The 16179-nt window shown below is 67.0% G+C and carries 17 protein-coding genes; 7 read left to right on the plus strand and 10 right to left on the minus strand.

Annotation, left to right across the window (positions count from 1 at the left end; all coding sequences use genetic code 11):
• Window positions 1–51 precede the first annotated feature (51 nt).
• The 3 genes from RCF34_RS19360 to RCF34_RS19370 all read left to right on the plus strand — a co-directional run bounded on the left by RCF34_RS19360 (window position 52) and on the right by RCF34_RS19370 (window position 2571).
• Entirely contained in the window at window positions 52–1425 is a 1374-nt protein-coding gene (locus RCF34_RS19360; protein WP_308709640.1) for a cache domain-containing protein, read from the plus strand.
• Window positions 1422–2060: a response regulator transcription factor gene (locus RCF34_RS19365; RefSeq protein ID WP_308709641.1), complete on the plus strand. Its 639-nt coding sequence runs from the start codon at window positions 1422–1424 to the stop codon at window positions 2058–2060. Before RCF34_RS19360 ends, RCF34_RS19365 begins: the two co-directional genes overlap by 4 nt.
• Window positions 2061–2205: 145 nt before the next feature.
• Window positions 2206–2571: a PilZ domain-containing protein gene (locus tag RCF34_RS19370; RefSeq protein WP_308709642.1), complete on the plus strand. Its 366-nt coding sequence runs from the start codon at window positions 2206–2208 to the stop codon at window positions 2569–2571.
• 146 nt (window positions 2572–2717) lie between these two features.
• Here the strand turns inward: RCF34_RS19370 and RCF34_RS19375 are convergent, their stop codons facing one another.
• The 5 genes from RCF34_RS19375 to RCF34_RS19395 all read right to left on the minus strand — a co-directional run bounded on the left by RCF34_RS19375 (window position 2718) and on the right by RCF34_RS19395 (window position 5957).
• Window positions 2718–3428 (minus strand): copper resistance protein B, encoded by a 711-nt coding sequence (locus tag RCF34_RS19375; RefSeq protein ID WP_308709643.1) that lies wholly within the window; start codon window positions 3426–3428, stop codon window positions 2718–2720.
• A gap of 86 nt (window positions 3429–3514) precedes the next feature.
• On the minus strand, window positions 3515–4876 hold the full coding sequence (gene radA, locus RCF34_RS19380; protein ID WP_017639095.1) for a DNA repair protein RadA: 1362 nt from the start codon (window positions 4874–4876) through the stop codon (window positions 3515–3517).
• Between the two features lie 117 nt (window positions 4877–4993).
• Window positions 4994–5263: a hypothetical protein gene (locus RCF34_RS19385; RefSeq protein WP_308709644.1), complete on the minus strand. Its 270-nt coding sequence runs from the start codon at window positions 5261–5263 to the stop codon at window positions 4994–4996.
• A gap of 150 nt (window positions 5264–5413) precedes the next feature.
• On the minus strand, window positions 5414–5623 hold the full coding sequence (locus tag RCF34_RS19390) for a hypothetical protein (protein ID WP_308709645.1): 210 nt from the start codon (window positions 5621–5623) through the stop codon (window positions 5414–5416).
• A 94-nt stretch (window positions 5624–5717) separates the two neighbouring features.
• Window positions 5718–5957, minus strand: coding sequence for a YdcH family protein (locus RCF34_RS19395; RefSeq protein ID WP_007162691.1), 240 nt, complete (start codon window positions 5955–5957; stop codon window positions 5718–5720).
• 224 nt (window positions 5958–6181) lie between these two features.
• Here RCF34_RS19395 and mscL point away from each other — a divergent pair, with 224 nt between their 5' ends.
• Window positions 6182–6631 carry a large-conductance mechanosensitive channel protein MscL gene (mscL, locus tag RCF34_RS19400; protein ID WP_308709646.1) on the plus strand — a complete coding sequence of 150 codons (450 nt, stop codon included), beginning with the start codon at window positions 6182–6184 and terminating at the stop codon, window positions 6629–6631.
• Window positions 6632–6653: 22 nt separating this feature from the next.
• Here the strand turns inward: mscL and RCF34_RS19405 are convergent, their stop codons facing one another.
• Together RCF34_RS19405 and RCF34_RS19410 are read right to left on the minus strand one after the other, a co-directional pair.
• Complete coding sequence (locus tag RCF34_RS19405; protein WP_308709647.1) at window positions 6654–8207, minus strand: TerC family protein; 1554 nt, start codon at window positions 8205–8207, stop codon at window positions 6654–6656.
• 233 nt (window positions 8208–8440) lie between these two features.
• Window positions 8441–9217, minus strand: a complete 777-nt coding sequence (locus RCF34_RS19410) for a ferredoxin--NADP reductase (protein WP_308709648.1) — start codon at window positions 9215–9217, stop codon at window positions 8441–8443.
• Between the two features lie 261 nt (window positions 9218–9478).
• Between RCF34_RS19410 and RCF34_RS19415 the strand changes: the two genes are divergently transcribed.
• The 3 genes from RCF34_RS19415 (at window position 9479) to RCF34_RS19425 (ending at window position 13044) form a co-directional block, all read left to right on the plus strand.
• Window positions 9479–10609 (plus strand): class I SAM-dependent methyltransferase, encoded by a 1131-nt coding sequence (locus RCF34_RS19415; protein ID WP_308709649.1) that lies wholly within the window; start codon window positions 9479–9481, stop codon window positions 10607–10609.
• Window positions 10610–10637: 28 nt separating this feature from the next.
• Window positions 10638–12077, plus strand: coding sequence for a cardiolipin synthase (cls, locus tag RCF34_RS19420; RefSeq protein ID WP_308709650.1), 1440 nt, complete (start codon window positions 10638–10640; stop codon window positions 12075–12077).
• A gap of 82 nt (window positions 12078–12159) precedes the next feature.
• Window positions 12160–13044 (plus strand): hypothetical protein, encoded by an 885-nt coding sequence (locus RCF34_RS19425; protein ID WP_308709651.1) that lies wholly within the window; start codon window positions 12160–12162, stop codon window positions 13042–13044.
• Here the strand turns inward: RCF34_RS19425 and glsB are convergent.
• The 3 genes from glsB to RCF34_RS19440 all read right to left on the minus strand — a co-directional run bounded on the left by glsB (window position 13041) and on the right by RCF34_RS19440 (window position 16078).
• The gene (glsB, locus tag RCF34_RS19430; RefSeq protein WP_374941216.1) at window positions 13041–13955 is read right to left on the minus strand and encodes a glutaminase B; all 915 of its coding nucleotides are present in this window, start codon (window positions 13953–13955) and stop codon (window positions 13041–13043) included. The two genes, RCF34_RS19425 and glsB, sit on opposite strands and share 4 nt — an antisense overlap.
• A gap of 77 nt (window positions 13956–14032) precedes the next feature.
• Entirely contained in the window at window positions 14033–15349 is a 1317-nt protein-coding gene (locus tag RCF34_RS19435; protein WP_308709653.1) for an ATP-binding protein, read from the minus strand.
• Window positions 15350–16078: a response regulator gene (locus RCF34_RS19440; RefSeq protein WP_374941214.1), complete on the minus strand. Its 729-nt coding sequence runs from the start codon at window positions 16076–16078 to the stop codon at window positions 15350–15352.
• Window positions 16079–16179: the final 101 nt, after the last annotated feature.

The following is a 16179-nucleotide window of genomic DNA, read 5'->3' on the forward strand; positions in this document are numbered from 1 at the left end:
CCCAAGGCCCGCTACGTAGTTCTACGTAGCGGGCAGTCCGGACAGGTGCCGATGCAGCTCAAATACAAGATGGTCGCCCTCGGACTGCTGCCTTTGCTGCTGGCGGTGGCCGCGGTCTGCCTGGTGGTACTGGAACAGAGCCAGCGGCTGGGCGAGCAGCAGGCACGGCTGCTCGAACACAGCATTCTCGGCAGCAAGAAGGCCGAGTTGCGCAACTATGTGGAGATGGGCGTCAGTGCCATCCAGCCGCTGTACGGCAGCGGTCGCGACGACGAGGACACCAAGGCCAGGGTACTGGCGCTGCTGGCCAGTCTGAATTTCGGCAGCGACGGTTATTTCTTCGTCTACGACCAGCATGGTCGCAATCTCATGCATCCGCGCCAGCCCGAACTGGTCGGCCGGGATCTCTGGCAACTGACCGACGGTACCGGCCTGCTGGTGATCCAGGCGCTGCTCAGGAGCGCCCGCGAAGGCGATGGCTTCCAGCGCTATGGCTGGCAGAAGCCCTCCAGCGGGCAGATGGCGGAAAAGCTCGCCTACGTGACCCAGCTGCAACGCTGGGGCTGGGTGCTGGGCACCGGCCTCTACCTGGACGACGTGGACGCTGCCCTCGCCCAGGTCCGCCACGACGTGGCCGCCGGCATCCGCACCACCCTGCTGGCCAGCGCCGGGGTGGCCCTGGTGGCGGTGCTGCTGGTGTTCGCCGGTGGCCTGACGCTCAACGTCAGCGAGCACCGCCTGGCCGATCGCAAGCTCAAGCAGCTGACCCAGAGACTCATCACCTCCCAGGAAGAGGAAAGATCGCGGCTGTCACGCGAGTTGCACGACGGCATCAGCCAGTTGCTGGTGTCCATCAAGTTCCAGTTCGAACTGGCCAGCCGCGAACTGGGCGCGGGCAAGCCCAGCGCCGGCGAGACCCTGCGCAAGGGCACCCAGCGCCTGGCCGCCGCCATCGGCGAGATCCGCCGCATCTCCCACGACCTGCACCCTTCCCTGCTGGACACCCTCGGCCTGCCTGCCGCGCTCGGCCAGCTGGTGGAGGAATTCCGCCAGCGCAGCGACCTGGACGTGGACTATCGGCAGACCCTGGACGACAGCCCCGCCGGCGGCGACATGGACGTCGCCCTGTTTCGCATCGTCCAGGAGGCCCTGACCAATATCGAACGCCATGCCGCGGCCCGGCGGGTGGTCATCGACCTGCAGCGGCGCGGTCGCTGGATCTGCCTGACCGTGCACGATGACGGCCGCGGCTTCGATACCGGCCAGGTGGAGCGCCTCAGCGGCGGCATCGGCCTGCGCAACATCCGCGAGCGGGTGGAGCTGTTCGGCGGTCGCTGCGCCATCCAGTCCGGGCCCGGCGGCACGACCCTCGACGTGGTTCTGCTACGCTCGGACCTCCCGGCCGACGAGGAAAGCCCGACATGACGCCCATCCGCATCCTCCTGGTCGACGACCATGCCCTGGTCCGCGCCGGCGTGCGGGCGCTGCTGGGCACCATCGAGCGCTTCGTCGTGGTCGGCGAGGCCGGCAGCGGCGCGGAAGCCCTCGAACTGCTGGCGCGCCTCGATCCGGACATCCTGTTGGTGGACATCGGCCTCAAGGACATCAACGGCCTGGAGCTGACCGCCCTGATCGCCGAGCGCGCACCCCGCGCCCGGGTACTGATCCTGAGCATGTACGACAATCGCGAATACGTGAGCACCTCGCTGCGGGTCGGCGCGGCCGGCTATGTGCTCAAGGATGCACCCTCGGAGGAGATCATCGCCGCCGTGGAAGCCCTGGCGGTCGGCGGGCGCTTCTACAGCAGCGCCATCGCCGCCCGCCTGGGCGAAGGGGGCGCCAGCGAGGGCGACCTCACCCCGCGGGAACGCCAGGTGCTGCTGCTGATGGCCCAGGGCCTCAACAACAAGACCATGGCCCAGCAACTGGGGCTCAGCGTGCGCACGGTGGAGACCCATCGCCTGAGCATCCGCCGCAAGCTGGACATCCAGAAGCCGGCCGACTTGGTCCGCCATGCGCGTGAGTACGGCTGGCGCCCCGAGGGCACGTCCAATGCCTGACCAAAGGCCACTGCTCGCACCCTGACGACCAATGAGCCCTCTCGTTGTGGCTCCGCTGGCCGCAGCCGGCTACCCTTCCAGGCGCAGTCGATACGGGACGGCCACGGTCGTCTACAGTGATCAGGAAACCTCAGGAAGCCTTTCCATGAACGACACCAACGAGCGTCGCCGCTTTACCCGTTTCACCTTCGATGCCCCTGCGCAGTTGCACCAGGGTGAACACCAGTGGGCAGCGCCCGTGGACGACATCTCGCTCAAGGGCGTGTTGCTGGCGCGGCCCGCCGACTGGTCGGCCCAGCCAAGCGCCGCCTATGAGCTGCGCATCCTGCTCAATGACGAGGCCCAGGTGAGCATGGACGTGGAGCTGGTGCGGGAAACCCCCGAGCAGCTGGCCTTCGCCTGCCGCCAGATCGACCTGGATTCCATCAGCCACCTGCGCCGCCTGGTGGAGCTGAACCTGGGCGACGAGACCCTGCTGGAACGCGAACTGGCGGCGCTGGGCACGCCCTGAGCGAGGTCTTGGCCGGTTGGCTCGAGCCAAAGCGAAGCCCAACGAGGGCTTGAGGCTGAATCCGCCTGCTGCGCTTCGACGAAGAAGCCGTCTCAACCCAACCTACGGCTAAATCAGCCTCGTCGCGCAGCGAAGCCCAACGGGGCTTAGAACTCCAGGTGCAGACCCACCACCAGGCGGGCGTCGTGGGTGTCTTCGCCCTCTTCCCGCGCCATGGCGGCGGTATTGCCGTGGGTGGCGTTCCAGGACACCCCGACATAGGGTGCGACCTCCGGGGTCACCTGGTATCTCAGGCGCAGCCCGGCTTCGCTTTCGGCGAAACCGGCGCCCTGGCCGCGGGACTCGTCGTTGCGGCCGTAGACGTTGAGTTCGGTGTGGGGCTGGAGAATCAGCCGCTGGGTCAGGGCCCAGTCGTATTCGGCTTCCAGGCGCAGGGCGGTCTGGTTGTTCTCGCCGAAGAAGGCGGTGATCTCGATGTCGAGATCCTCGGGATCGTGTTCCTGGATGCCCAGGGCGGCCCAGGTCTGCGGCGAGCCAGGTTTGAAATCCTGGCGGATGCCGGCCACGCTGCCCCAGCCCTTGGTCAGGGCGTGCCCCCAGAGCGCCTGCACCTCGGCCTGCTCGGTGTGGCCGTTGGTCCGCTCGCCCTGGCTGCGGAAATCCAGGCGGTTGGCGCCGCCGCCCAAGGCCCAGCCTTCCAGATCCCAGTTGAAGACACTGCCTTCGTCGGCATGCTGCCACTCCAGCTGATCCACCTCCAGACTGGCCGGCGCGGAGCTGCTGGGATCGGCGGCCTGGACGAGGGCACTGGTGGCAAGGCCGGCAAGGAACAGGGAAAGCGGGAGCAGACGAGACATGGCGGGTATCCGGGTTCGTGGAAGCGCCTGATAGACCACCCTGCCCCGCCGAGAGTTTTAAAAAATATTACAAAAGCCGCTCCAGGCTATTCGAACAGCGCATCCAGCGCCTGCTCCAGGCGGGTCACGGCCACCACCTGTAGACCGGGTGGCGGATCCTTGGGCGCATTGCCCTTGGGTACGATGGCGCGCTTGAAGCCATGCTTGGCCGCTTCCTTGAGGCGTTCCTGGCCACTGGGCACCGGGCGGATCTCGCCGGACAGGCCGATCTCGCCGAACACCAGCAGGTCGTGCGGCAGGGCACGGTCCCTGAGGCTGGAGATCACCGCCGACATCAGCGCCAGGTCCACCGCCGTCTCCAGCACCTTGACCCCGCCGACCACGTTGATGAAGACGTCCTGGTCGTAGGTGGGGATGCTGCCGTGGCGATGCAGCACCGCCAGCAGCATGGCCAGGCGATTCTGGTCCAGGCCCACGGTGACCCGACGCGGGTTGGCCAGGTGACTGGTGTCCACCAGCGCCTGCACCTCCACCAGCATGGGCCGCGAGCCTTCCCAGGTCGCCATGACCACGCTGCCGGCCACTGCCTCCTGGGCACGGTTGAGAAAGATCGCCGAGGGATTGGAGACCTCCTTGAGGCCCTTGTCGGTCATGCCGAACACGCCCAGTTCGTTGACCGCGCCGAAGCGGTTCTTGACCGCTCGCAGCATGCGCAGACGGCCGTCCGATTCGCCCTCGAAATAGAGCACGGTGTCGACCATGTGCTCCAGCACCCGCGGTCCGGCCAGGGCGCCTTCCTTGGTGACGTGGCCGACTAGGAAAATGGCGGTGCCGGTCTGCTTGGCGAAACGCACCAGCAGGGCCGCGCTCTCACGTACCTGGGCCACGCCGCCGGGGGCGGATTGCAGCTGCTCGGTGAAGATGGTCTGGATGGAGTCGATCACCATGACCCGCGGTTTTTCCTGGCGGGCGGTGGCGACGATGGTCTCGATGCAGGTCTCGGTCATGACCTTGAGCTTGTCTTCCGGCAGACCCAGGCGGCGGGCACGCATGGCCACCTGCTGCTGGGACTCCTCGCCGGTGACATAGAGCGCCGGCATGCGCGCGGCCAGGTGGCAGAGCGTCTGCAGCAGGATGGTGGACTTGCCGATGCCGGGATCGCCACCGATCAGCACCACGGAGCCATCCACCAGGCCACCACCCAGCACCCGATCGAGCTCGGTGGAATCGGTGGTGAAGCGCGGGGTTTCCTCGACGCTGACCTCGGCCAGGGTCTTGATGGTCGCCTGCGCCCCGGCCCAACCGGCGCGACCGGAAGGGACAGCTGAGGTCTCGACGACGGTTTCCACCAGGGTGTTCCAGGCACCGCACTCGCCACACTGGCCCGCCCACTTGGGAAAGGTGGCGCCGCATTCGGTACAGCCGTAGAGACGCTTGGCCTTGGCCATGGCGGAATTCTCCAGTCGAGAAGGGAAGATTCCCAGCATAACACGACTGGATGCATAGACAGTAAAAAGGCGCGATCCTGAGGGGGAGCGCGCCTCTCTGAATAGCGGGCTTGAGCCTTAGTTGCCCTCGCCACCCGGCTGACGCAGCATGGTCAGGGCCTGGTTGGCCTGAGCGATGCACTTCTTCTCGTCACCGGCCTTCTGCGCCTCCACGGCGTTCTTGCGGAAACTGGCGATCTGTTGGGCCTGGGAACTGCCCGGGCCGATCATGTTGGTCTTCATCTTGCTGGCATCGTCCAGCTTCTGCAGCTGAACCGCACACAGATCCTTGGCGAACACAGGTGCAGCGGCGAACATCATCAGGGCGATCAGGGCGGTACGCTTCATGGGGACATCCTCATTGGGAGGGCCAGGTAGGCCGGATAAACCTCGCTCACCCCATGAAAGCAGCCTGGGGTAACCCATTGACCGCCGGGCACCGCTGGTCGTTCAGCGCCCTGTCATCAGGCTCTGCTAGGGAGGTTCGCGGATCGGGCGCTAGTGCTTGAGCGTCGATACCATTTCCGCCTCGCCGCGCAACCAGGCGGGCAACGCCTGCTGCCAGCGTTGCTGTTCGAGCAGTTGCAGGTCGGCCAGCAACCGGCTGTATTCGGCGAATTCGAGCTGTACGCGACGGCGCTGGGTTTCCACGGCCGCCTCGGTTATCCACAGATGCCACTGCTGGTACATCGCCACTTCGTCGGTCATCGGCTCCTCTCCCGGGAGGCCAGGATGGCAACGCCGGCGGCCCTTGCCAATCGCATTGGCGTGGGCTCGGCACCACGGGCCGAGCCCGGCATGGCTAGGACGGGTATTTCAGTTGCTGAGCGATCTTGTCCTTGAGCAGGACCCGTTCGCGACGCAGGCGACCCAGTTCCTCGTCGCCGCTGGACTCTTCCACCTCCTCCAGATCGAGGATCTGCTGGTCGAGCTTCGCATAGTCCTCCAGCAGCTTGGCGAAGGCCGCATCGGTCTGGGGACGGCTGTCCAGCTGCTCGGCATATTCGGGAAAGTCTTTGTGCAGGTCGTGTTTGGCAACCATCGGGGGCTCCTTGGGGCGAGAGTTGGAGGTCGCGAGGGTTGCAGCCCTCGGCGTACAGGGTGGACCCGGCCCTTTCGACAAAGTGCGACAGCCACGACCAGCTGCCGATTTCGCGGCGATTTGCCGCCGCCAGGGAACCTCCGGACCGTCCGCGGGGTTCCAAACCCGAGCGAAGCGAGCACAATCGTCTATCGTCTCTTCGAAATCATCCAAAGGAGTGCAGCATGAGCATCATTGCCGAGTTCAAGAAATTCGCCATGAGAGGCAACGTGGTCGACCTGGCGGTCGGCATCATCCTGGGCGCGGCTTTCGGCAAGATCGTGTCGTCCTTCGTGGCCGACATCATCACGCCGCCGCTGGGCCTGTTGCTGGGGGGCGTGGACTTCTCGCAACTGGCGATCACCCTGAGGGCCGCCGTGGGTGACCAGCCGGCCGTGGTCATGTCCTACGGCAAGTTCCTGCAGACCATCTTCGACTTCGTGATCATCGCCTTCGCCATCTTCATGGCGATCAAGGTGCTCAACCGCCTGCGCCTGCATCAGGAGTCCGCACCGTCCGGCCCGACCAAGGATCAGGTGCTGCTGACCGAGATCCGTGATCTGCTGAAAGAACAGAACAGCCAGGCGCCCGCGGCCCCCGTAGTGAAGCAGGAGCCGCCGATCAACCCGCTGTAATGTCCGCGTCGAACCCGCTTCGCTAGGAGGCGGGTCGCTCCAGGCGGATCCAGCCGATCCGCCGACCCTTGACCGACTCCACCGTCAATTGCCAGCCCTGGTATTCCAGGCGATCGCCGACCACCGGCAGGCGTCCCAGCAGGTCCACCACCAGGCCGCCAAGGGTCTGATAATCCTCGTTTTCCGCGATCTGGAAGCCGGTGCGCTGGGCCAGGGGATGCAGCGTCAGGCCACCGCTGGCGCGATAGCCGTTCTCCACCTTCTCCAGCTCCGGCAGGCTGTCTTCGCTGGCGTCCGGTAGCTCACCGGCGATGGCCTCGAGGATGTCGGTCAAGGTCAGCAGGCCTTCGAAACCACCGAATTCGTTGACCACGAAGGCCACGTGGGTCGAGGCGGCGCGCAGTTGCTCCAGGGCGCCGAGCACCGTGGCCTGGGCCGGCAGGTGGATGGGCGTACGCACGCGATTGCGCAGGTCGGGGGTCTGGCCCTGCAGGATGTCGGTGAACAGCTCCTTCTTGTGCACGTAGCCGAGGGGTTCGTCGATGTTGCCGTTCACCACCAGCGGCAAGCGCGAGTGGGCCGAGGCCAGCAACTGTTCACGCAAGCGCTCCGGGTCGGCGTCGGCATCGAGGATGTCGACGTCGGCGCGGGCGGTCATCACCGTGCGCACCGGGCGCTCGCCCAGCTGCAGCACGCCACTGATCATCAGGCGCTCGCGGCGATCGAAGACCGGGCCTTCGCCCTTCTCGCCTTCCATCAGCTCGGCGATGTCCTCGTCCATCTCGTCTTCGCGCAGGCGACCGCCCAGCAGGCGCAACACGGCCTGGGAGGTCCGCTCGCGCATGCCGAGACGCTCGTTCAACTGACGCTTGCGCTTCCAGCGCACCACCTGGTTGGCCAGCTCGATGAGGATCGAGAAGCCGATGGCGGCATAGAGATAGCCCTTGGGAATGTGGAAGCCCAGGCCTTCGGCGGTCAGGCTCAGACCGATCATCATCAGGAAACCCAGGCACAGCATGATCACCGTGGGGTGGGCGTTGACGAAGGCGGTCAGCGGCTTGCTCGCCACCAGCATCAGACCGATGGAGATGATCACGGCGATCATCATCACGCTCAGGTGCTCGACCATGCCCACGGCGGTGATGACGGCGTCCAGCGAGAACACGGCGTCGAGCACCACGATCTGCGCGACCACCGGCCAGAAGGCCGCGTAGGCACGATTGCCACCGGTCTTGTGGGTGTGGCCCTCGATGCGTTCGTGCAACTCGGTGGTGGCCTTGAACAGCAGGAAGATACCGCCGAACAGCATGATGAGGTCCCGGCCGGAGAAGGCCTTGCCGAACACCTCGAACAGCGGTTCGGTGAGGGTCACCATCCAGGAGATGCTGGCCAGCAGGCCCAGGCGCATGATCAGCGCCAGCGACAGGCCGATCACCCGCGCCTTGTCCCGCTGCGCGGGCGGCAGCTTGTCGGCGAGGATGGCGATGAAGACCAGGTTGTCGATGCCCAGGACGATTTCCAGGACGATCAGGGTGAGCAGTCCCAACCAGGCGGTGGGATCGGCGATCCATTCCATCAGCAGCGGACCTCCGTCTGAAGGGGCCGAACGGCCACGGAGGGGATAAGGCGGGAGGGGGTGTCAGCCGCACCCGGCACAAGGGCCGGGGGCGGCTCGGATCTGTCACTGCTCATCGGGACTCGAAAGGTTGCCTTGGAAACTCCGATCCTAGAGCAACGCGGGCCCAAAGCTAAAGGCCCAACCTTTTCCAATTGTGAAGAAAACGTAAAGACGCCGGTGCGACGAGGTCTTTACCAGTAGTTCTCCACCGCCACCTGGCCGGGTCGGCGACTCAACGCCAGCTGCAAATCACGGGTCTTGAGCAACTGGCGGGTGTCGTCGACCATCTCCGGATTGCCGCAGATGAGGATGCGCGAGTGCTCGGGCGAGAGGTCGACGCCGGCGGCGCGTTCCAGCTCGCCGTTCTCGATCAGGGTGGTGATGCGGCCACGTAGCGCGCCAGGGTGATCCTCGCGGGTGACCACGGGGACATAGACCAGGCGATCGGTGAGGCCTTCGAGGTGCTCCACCTGGCCGTAACCGCGGATGACCTCTTGGTAGGCCAGGTCACGGGCTTCGCGCACGCTGTAGACCAGCACGATGCGCTCGAAGCGCTCCCAGGTGTCGGGTTCCTGCAGCATCGACAGGAAGGGCGCGAGGCCGGTACCGGTGGCCAGCAGCCAGAGATCACGACCACCGCCGAAGCGCTCCAGGGTGAGATAGCCATAGGGCTGCTTTTCCACCAGCAGCTCGTCGCCCTCGCGCAGACGGCTCAGCTCGCTGGTGAAGGCGCCACCGGGCACCACGATGGAGAAGAATTCGAGGAACTCATCGTGGGGCGCCGAGACCATGGAGTAGGCCCGCCAGACGATGTCGCCATCGGCCTTGCGCACGCCCAGCCGGGCGAATTGGCCGGCGCGAAAGCGATAGCGCGGGTCGCGGGTGGTCCTCAGGCTGAAGAGGTTGTCGCTCCAGGGCCAGACGGCGGTGATCGTCTCGCGGGTGAACTTGTCTTCGGTGGCGGTCATACTGGCCTCTTTTTCCCGATTGCTTAGAGCCTGTTTACGATCTCGCGAGCTAGAGCCAAACAAGGCCTAGGCGGCCCCGCGAAAATGGCTGAGGAAGCGGACCGGTCTCGTGCTCGCGTTTACGAGTGGTAAATGAGCATTCCGACCGGGCTGGCGACCCAGGCCATTTTCAACGCCGTTTGGCCGACGCGCAGCAGATCGTAAACAGGTTCTTTGCACCATTGTCCCGCACTGGGCCGCCGATAAACACCGACAGAAACCATGCCTTCTCTCGTCTCGCCCTTCGCCACCCTCGAACTCGACCGTCAGCCACCGCGCCGCGATGATCCCCTGCAGGCCTTCGACGCCGCCGACGAATACCTGCTGCAGCAGGTCGCCGAGGACGGCCTGGCCCCGTCCGCCCGGGTGCTGGTGCTCAACGACGGCTTCGGCGCCCTGGCCGCCAGTCTCGCCGCTCATGCCCGGGTCACCTCCAGTGGCGATTCGCACCTGGCGGCCCAGGCGCTGGCGGCCAACCTGGCGCGCAACGGCCTCGCCGCCGAGGCGGTGACCTTCGTCCCCGCCAGCGAGGCGACCAGCGGTCCCTTCGACCTGGTGCTGGTGCGGGTGCCCAAGACCCTGGCGTTGCTGGAAGAGCAGCTGATCCGCCTGCACGGCCAGTTGGCGCCGGGCGCCCGGGTGATCGCCGCCGGCATGCTCAAGCACCTGCCCCGCGCCGCCGGCGACCTGCTGGAGCGGCATATCGGCCCGGTACAGGCGTCGCTGGCGGTGAAGAAGGCGCGGCTGCTGTCCGCCACCCCCGAGGCACGGCCGGCGGTGGCCTCGCCCTATCCGAGTCGCTATCGCCTGGATGCTCCGCCGCTGACCCTGGTCAACCATGCCAATGTCTTCTGCCGCGAGGGCCTGGACATCGGCACCCGCGCCTTCCTGCCGCACTTGCCCCAGCAGCTGGGCCAGGCCCGGGTGGCCGATCTCGGCTGCGGCAACGGTGTGCTGGCGCTGGCCTGTGCCCTGGCCAACCCCGAGGCGCTCTTCACCCTGGTGGACGAGTCCTACATGGCGGTGCAGTCGGCGCGGGAGAACTGGACCGCGGCCTTCGGCGAGCGCCCGGTGGCGATCCACGCGGCCGACGGCCTGGCCGACCAGCCGCCGCGGTCGCTGGAGCTGATCCTCTGCAATCCGCCGTTCCACCAGCAGCAGGTGGTGGGCGATTTCCTCGCCTGGCGCATGTTCCAGCAGGCGCGAGCCGCGCTGACCGAGCAGGGCGAACTCTGGTTGGTGGGCAATCGCCACCTGGGTTACCACGTCAAGCTCAAGCGGCTGTTCAAGCGCGTCGAACAGATCGCGGCCACGCCGAAATTCGTGGTGCTCAGGGCGGTCCAACCCATCTGACATCCATCCCGGAGCGAGAGCTGCCCGCGTGCCTTCCCTGCCCCTCGATCTCCACTACATCGCCCTGGTCCTCGAACTGATCGGCATCAGCGCGGCGATCCACGCCATCATCACGGTGCGTACCGCCCAGGGCGCCATGGCCTGGGCCATGGCCCTGGTGTTCATGCCCTTCCTCAGCCTGATTCCCTATCTGGTCTTTGGCCGGCGTCGCTTCGACAGCTATGTGAAGGCGCGGCGTCAGGCCGACGAGGAGATGGCGCACCAGGCCGCCGAGCTGGACTGGCGGCCCTGGATCGCCGAGGCCATGGCCGCCCAGCAGTGCAGCGCGGCGAATCGCAAGCTCAAGGCCATGACCGCCCTCACCGGCACGCCCTGCGTCGCCAACAACCAGGTGCGCCTGCTGATCAACGGCGAGGAAACCTTCGCCGCCATCCTCGCGGCCATCCGTGGGGCACAGAAGGTGGTGCTGGTGCAGTTCTTCATCATCCACGACGACGCCCTCGGCCTGGCCCTGCAGAACACCCTGCTCGACCGGGCCCGGGCCGGGGTCAAGGTCTTTCTGCTGTACGACGCCATCGGCAGTCATGCCCTGCCACGTGCCTATGTGGAGAAGCTGCGCGAGGCCGGTTGCGAGGTGAAGGGCTTCAGCAACCGCCGCGGGCTGATCAACCGTTTCCAGGTCAATTTCCGCAACCACCGCAAGATCGTGATCGTGGATGGCGAGGTGGGCTTTACCGGCGGGCTCAACGTCGGCGACGAATACATGGGCCTCAAGCCGCCCCTGGCGCCCTGGCGCGACACCCACCTGGAACTGCGCGGCCCCGCCCTGGCCACCCTGCAGGAGACCTTCGCCCAGGACTGGTACTGGGTGACCCGGCGGTTGCCCACCCTGCTGCTGCCGGAACGCTACGAAGAAGGCGGCGTGCTCTGCCAGGTGGTGCCCAGCGGGCCGGCGGACGATCAGGAGACCTGCTCGCTGTTCTTCGTCGAGGCCATCCACTCGGCGCGCCACCGCGTCTGGATCACCACGCCCTACTTCATTCCCGACGAAGCCGTTTCGGCAGCCTTGCGCCTGGCCGCCCTGCGCGGGGTCGACGTGCGCATCCTGTTGCCCTCGCGACCGGACCACAAGGTGGTCTATGCCGCCTCCTATCTCTATGCCTTCGAAGCGGTGCACGCCGGGGTGCGGGTGTTCCGCTACGGACCGGGCTTCCTGCACCAGAAGGTGGTGCTGATCGACGAGGACGTGGCCGCGGTGGGCAGCGCCAATCTGGACAACCGCTCCTTCCGCCTCAACTTCGAGGTCATGGTCATGGTCATGGACGTCGCCTTCGCCTGGGAGGTACGCAAGATGCTGGAGCAGGACTTCAGTCGCTCCCGCGAACTGACCCCCGAGGACAACGCCGCCCTGCGCCGCTGGCGGCGGGTGGCCATGCGGGTGGCGCGGGTGTTTTCGCCGGTGCTCTAGGGCCTCGGAACCCGCGTTGCGACGGCCCGGTCCGATGCCCCATGGCGCCTAGCCCGGAGCGCCCCGCGCCCCCGGAGTCGCCATGTCATTTCCCTCCCCCCTGCGTTGCGCCTGTGTGCTGGCGGGCTGCCTGACCGTGGCGGCCAACGCCGCGCCGCGCAGCGTGCCGTCCATCGAGAGCGAGGACGCCGCCCTGGGCAGCGTAGAGGTCGGCGAAACTTCCGGGCGCTTCCATCCGCAACTGGGCGTGGACGTACGCAACGGCGACTTTTCCCGTGGCAACTACGATGACGACGCGGCCAGCCTCGACCGTGTTCCGTTACACCTTCAGGCGGGCTTCGCCCTGGATCTGCATCAGGGGGCCGACGGCAGCACAGATGCCTGGCTGGTGTTCAGCAGCAGCAATGGCTTTCACAGCCCCTCCAGCGATGAGCAGGTCAGTCCCAGGCGCTGGTACGAGAGCAACAACCTGCTCGGCCTGGTGGTGTCGCCCGCGCAAGGCCTGAGGGTCGGCTTCGTCTACACGGTGAAGAGCAGTCCCAACGACGTCGCCGCCACCACCCAGGAGGCCAGCCTGACCCTGGCCTATCAGGCGGACACGGGCCTGGGTGCCTGGCGCCCGGGACTGGCGGTGACCACCCGCACCCAGGGCGACAGCGGTCTCTACACCCAGGGCAGCCTGGAACCCGGACTGGACCTCTCGGCCAGCGGCCTGCGCCTGAGCTTCCCCAGTGCCCTGGGGGTGGGCTGGAATGGCTTCTACGGACCGGATTCCGGCGACCGCCTCTATGCCCGCACCGGCCTGGCGCTGGAGCAGCCGTTCCGCTGGGGCGAGACGCGCTGGAGCGCTCGGGCGGAAGCCCTGGCGCTCTATCGCGACGGCGCCCAGCGCGAGTTGAGCGGTCCGGAGGGTGAGACCGACGGCGTGGTGCCCCAGGTGACCCTCAGCCTGTCCATGGCCTACTAGCCCAGCGGCGCGACCCCAAGGCCCTCCACCAGACTTTCCAGCGCGCGCAGGCCGGCCACCGAGTTGCCATAGCTGTCCAGGCGCGGGGACCAGACGCAGAGGCTCATCTGCCCCGGCACGATGGCGACGATGCCGCCCCCTACCCCGCTCTTGCCCGGCAGGCCGACGCGCCAGGCGAAGTCGCCCGCCGCATCGTAGAGGCCGCAGGTCAGCAACAGCGCATTGAGCTGGCGGGTCTGCTGCGGCGTCACCACCGCCTGGCCATCCTGGGGATTGACCCCACCGTTGGCCAGGAAGGCGAAGGCACGCGCCACATCGACGCAGCTCATGGCCAGGGCGCAGCCGTGGAAATAGACGTCGAGGACGTCGTTCACCTCGCTGTTGAGGTTGCCGTAGGCCTTCATCAGATAGGCCAGGGCGGCGTTGCGCGCCTTGTGGTCCATCTCCGAGCGGGCCACGCGGTCGTCGAAATTGATCGCCGGATTGCCCGCCAGGCGCCGCGCCTGTTCGCGCATCATCCAGTGGATGGACATGATGCGTGACACCAGCAGTTCGCAGACCAGCAAGGCGCCGGCGTTGATGAAGGGATTGCGCGGCACGCCCTTCTCTTCTTCCAGCTGAGCCATGGAATTGAAGGCATGACCGGACGGCTCGCGGCCGACGCGGGTCCAGATGTCCGGCTCGTCCAGGCGCTGCATGGCGATCACCAGGTTGAGCACCTTGGAGATGGACTGGATGGAAAAGGCCGTGTCGGCCGCCCCGGCGCGCCAGACCTGACCCTTGACGTCGCAGACGGCGATGCCGAACTGATCCGGCGCCACCTCGGCCAGGGCCGGGATGTAGTCGGCCACCTCACCTTCGCCGAAGTGGCGCGGCGCGGCGGCGGCGATACGGTCGAGCAGCGGCTGCAGCTGATCGCGATCGAAAAGCTCTGGCATAACGAATCCAAGGCGGGCGGGGGGCGCCAAGTGTAGGGGCCCTGGCGGCCTCAGGCGAGCCCCGCGGGCGACTGCAGGGGCAGGCGGATCTCGAACCGCGCACCGCCTCGCGCACCAGTACTCAGGTCCAGGCGGCCACCCTGGTTTTCCACCGCGCGACGGCTGATGGCCAGGCCCAGGCCGAAGCCGCCAGTGGCGCGGTCGCGACTGCGATCCAGGCGGTAGAAGGGCTCGAAGACCCGTTCGCGCTCAACCTCGGCAATGCCTTCGCCGTCGTCTTCGATGGCGATCAGCAACTCCTCGCCATCGTGGCGGACCGTTACCCAGACCTCGCGCTGGCAATAGCGCAGCGCATTGCCGACGAGATTCTGCAGGGCACGGGCGGTGAGGCGTGGCGCCAGCTCCACTCGCCTGGGTGCCTGCGTCACGTCCAGATGCACCGCGACGCCGCGGCGTTCCTGCCCCTCGGCGAAGTCGGCCAGCACGCTGTCGAGAAAGGCTTCGAGTTCCAGGCTCAGGCGTTCGGGCGGCTGCTGGCTGCTCTGCAGGCGGGCGAAGGACAGCAGTTCGTCGACCAGGGCATCCAGTTCGCGGACGTGACGCACCAGTTGCTCAAGCTGCCGCTGGGTCTCGGCCGGCAGCGGATCGGCCTGCAGCAGCGCCAGGCCGAACTCCAGGCGTGACAGCGGCGTGCGCAATTCATGGGAAACGGCATTGAGCAGGTCGCGCTGCTGGACGATCAGCGCCTCCAGCTCCTGGGCCATGTCATCGAAGGCCCGCGCCACCTCGCCGATGTCCGAGCGCGGCGAGATGGCGGTGCGTTCGCCCAGATGGCCCTTGCCCAGGCGCGCCGCGGTACGTCGCAGCCGTTCCAGGTCACGCCAGTGCGGTCTCAGCCAGACATAGAGACAGACCAGCAGGGCCGCGCCGATCAGGGCGTTCATGGCCCAGTAGGTCAGGGCGATGTCGGTGGGCGCCTCGGGGATGCCGACCCAGAGCACCTGCTCCGCCGGCAGCGGCACCAGGGCCGCGCTGGGCTCGCCATAGTCGCCCAGGCGCACCTGCCGCTCGCCGGCTTCGAGCGCCGCGCGCTCTGCCGCGGTGAAGACCGGGTCGTCGAGCGCGACCAGTCGCAGGGTGATGGGCGCCAGATCCGTGGCTAGTTCCTGCTGCACCGCCGGCCAGCGCTCCGGCGGCGTGGTGACGAAGGCGCGCTGCGCCAGGCTGAGCGGGCCGTGCAACTGCTCCAGGGCGTAGCGGCTGTAACGCTCGTCGAACACCCTGATCAGCGCCTCGGGCACCAGGTAGCTGGCGGCGCCGTAGGTCACCAGCAGGATGAGGTAGAGGCGGACGAGGATCTTGAACATCTATTCCCACTCGGCCCGGGAGAGGAGATAACCCTTGCCCCAGACGGTCTTGATCCGCCGGGCTTCGCCGGGGTGCTCCTCGAAGCGCCGGCGCAGCTTGGAGATGGCCACGTCCACCGAGCGGTCGACGCCGTTGAATTCGATGCCGCGCAGCTGCTGGATGAGCTGGTCGCGGCTGAGCACCTCGCCGGCATGGCGCATGAGGATCGCCAGCAGGTTGAATTCGGTGGACGACAGCTCCACCAGCTGGTCGCGCCACCAGACCTGGCGTTCGCCCGGCAGCAGCTGCAGCTGGCCGATCGTCAGGCGATCATCGGCAGGCGCCTCGACCAGCTGGCAGCGGCGCAGCAGGGTGCGGATGCGTGCCAGCAGCACCCGCGGTTCGCAGGGCTTGCTGACGTAGTCGTCGGCGCCGATCTCCAGCCCCAGCACCTGGTCGTGGCTGTCGTCCAGGGCGGTGAGCATCAGGATCGGCAGGCTCGGTTGGGCGGCGCGCAGCTGGCGGCAGACCTGCAGGCCGTCCAGCCCGGGCAGCATGACGTCGAGCACCACCAGCTGCGGCCGCAGGCGCTGCACCGCGGCCAGGGCTTCGTCGCCACGGCCGATCACCGTCACGGCATAGCCCTGGCGGCCCAGGTAGGTGGCGATGAGCTCGGCCAGGGCGATGTCGTCTTCGACGATGAGCAAGGGGATCACGGCAGGTCTTCGTGGCGGGAAAGTGCCGAGCATAGCCGAGCCCCACGTGGGCGGGCGCGGGGCTTAACACTCTTTCACAAGAGGCCTACAGACGTTTACAGGGTGGCTGGAGCGGGACGCCTACCATGGCGCTC

Source organism: Pseudomonas sp. 102515 (assembly GCF_031085165.1).
Classification (GTDB): Bacteria; Pseudomonadota; Gammaproteobacteria; order Pseudomonadales; family Pseudomonadaceae; genus Chryseomonas.

Excerpts from the sequence above, each read along its gene's own strand:
- RCF34_RS19360 (WP_308709640.1), top strand. The coding sequence starts at position 52 with ATGCAGCTCAAATACAAGATGGTCGCCCTCGGACTGCTGCCTTTGCTG.
- RCF34_RS19365 (WP_308709641.1), top strand. The coding sequence starts at position 1,422 with ATGACGCCCATCCGCATCCTCCTGGTCGACGACCATGCCCTGGTCCGC.
- RCF34_RS19370 (WP_308709642.1), top strand. The coding sequence starts at position 2,206 with ATGAACGACACCAACGAGCGTCGCCGCTTTACCCGTTTCACCTTCGAT.
- RCF34_RS19375 (WP_308709643.1), bottom strand. The coding sequence starts at position 3,428 with ATGTCTCGTCTGCTCCCGCTTTCCCTGTTCCTTGCCGGCCTTGCCACC.
- radA (WP_017639095.1), bottom strand. The coding sequence starts at position 4,876 with ATGGCCAAGGCCAAGCGTCTCTACGGCTGTACCGAATGCGGCGCCACC.
- RCF34_RS19385 (WP_308709644.1), bottom strand. The coding sequence starts at position 5,263 with ATGAAGCGTACCGCCCTGATCGCCCTGATGATGTTCGCCGCTGCACCT.
- RCF34_RS19390 (WP_308709645.1), bottom strand. The coding sequence starts at position 5,623 with ATGACCGACGAAGTGGCGATGTACCAGCAGTGGCATCTGTGGATAACC.
- RCF34_RS19395 (WP_007162691.1), bottom strand. The coding sequence starts at position 5,957 with ATGGTTGCCAAACACGACCTGCACAAAGACTTTCCCGAATATGCCGAG.
- mscL (WP_308709646.1), top strand. The coding sequence starts at position 6,182 with ATGAGCATCATTGCCGAGTTCAAGAAATTCGCCATGAGAGGCAACGTG.
- RCF34_RS19405 (WP_308709647.1), bottom strand. The coding sequence starts at position 8,207 with ATGGAATGGATCGCCGATCCCACCGCCTGGTTGGGACTGCTCACCCTG.
- RCF34_RS19410 (WP_308709648.1), bottom strand. The coding sequence starts at position 9,217 with ATGACCGCCACCGAAGACAAGTTCACCCGCGAGACGATCACCGCCGTC.
- RCF34_RS19415 (WP_308709649.1), top strand. The coding sequence starts at position 9,479 with ATGCCTTCTCTCGTCTCGCCCTTCGCCACCCTCGAACTCGACCGTCAG.
- RCF34_RS19425 (WP_308709651.1), top strand. The coding sequence starts at position 12,160 with ATGTCATTTCCCTCCCCCCTGCGTTGCGCCTGTGTGCTGGCGGGCTGC.
- RCF34_RS19435 (WP_308709653.1), bottom strand. The coding sequence starts at position 15,349 with ATGTTCAAGATCCTCGTCCGCCTCTACCTCATCCTGCTGGTGACCTAC.
- RCF34_RS19440 (WP_374941214.1), bottom strand. The coding sequence starts at position 16,078 with ATGCTCGGCACTTTCCCGCCACGAAGACCTGCCGTGATCCCCTTGCTC.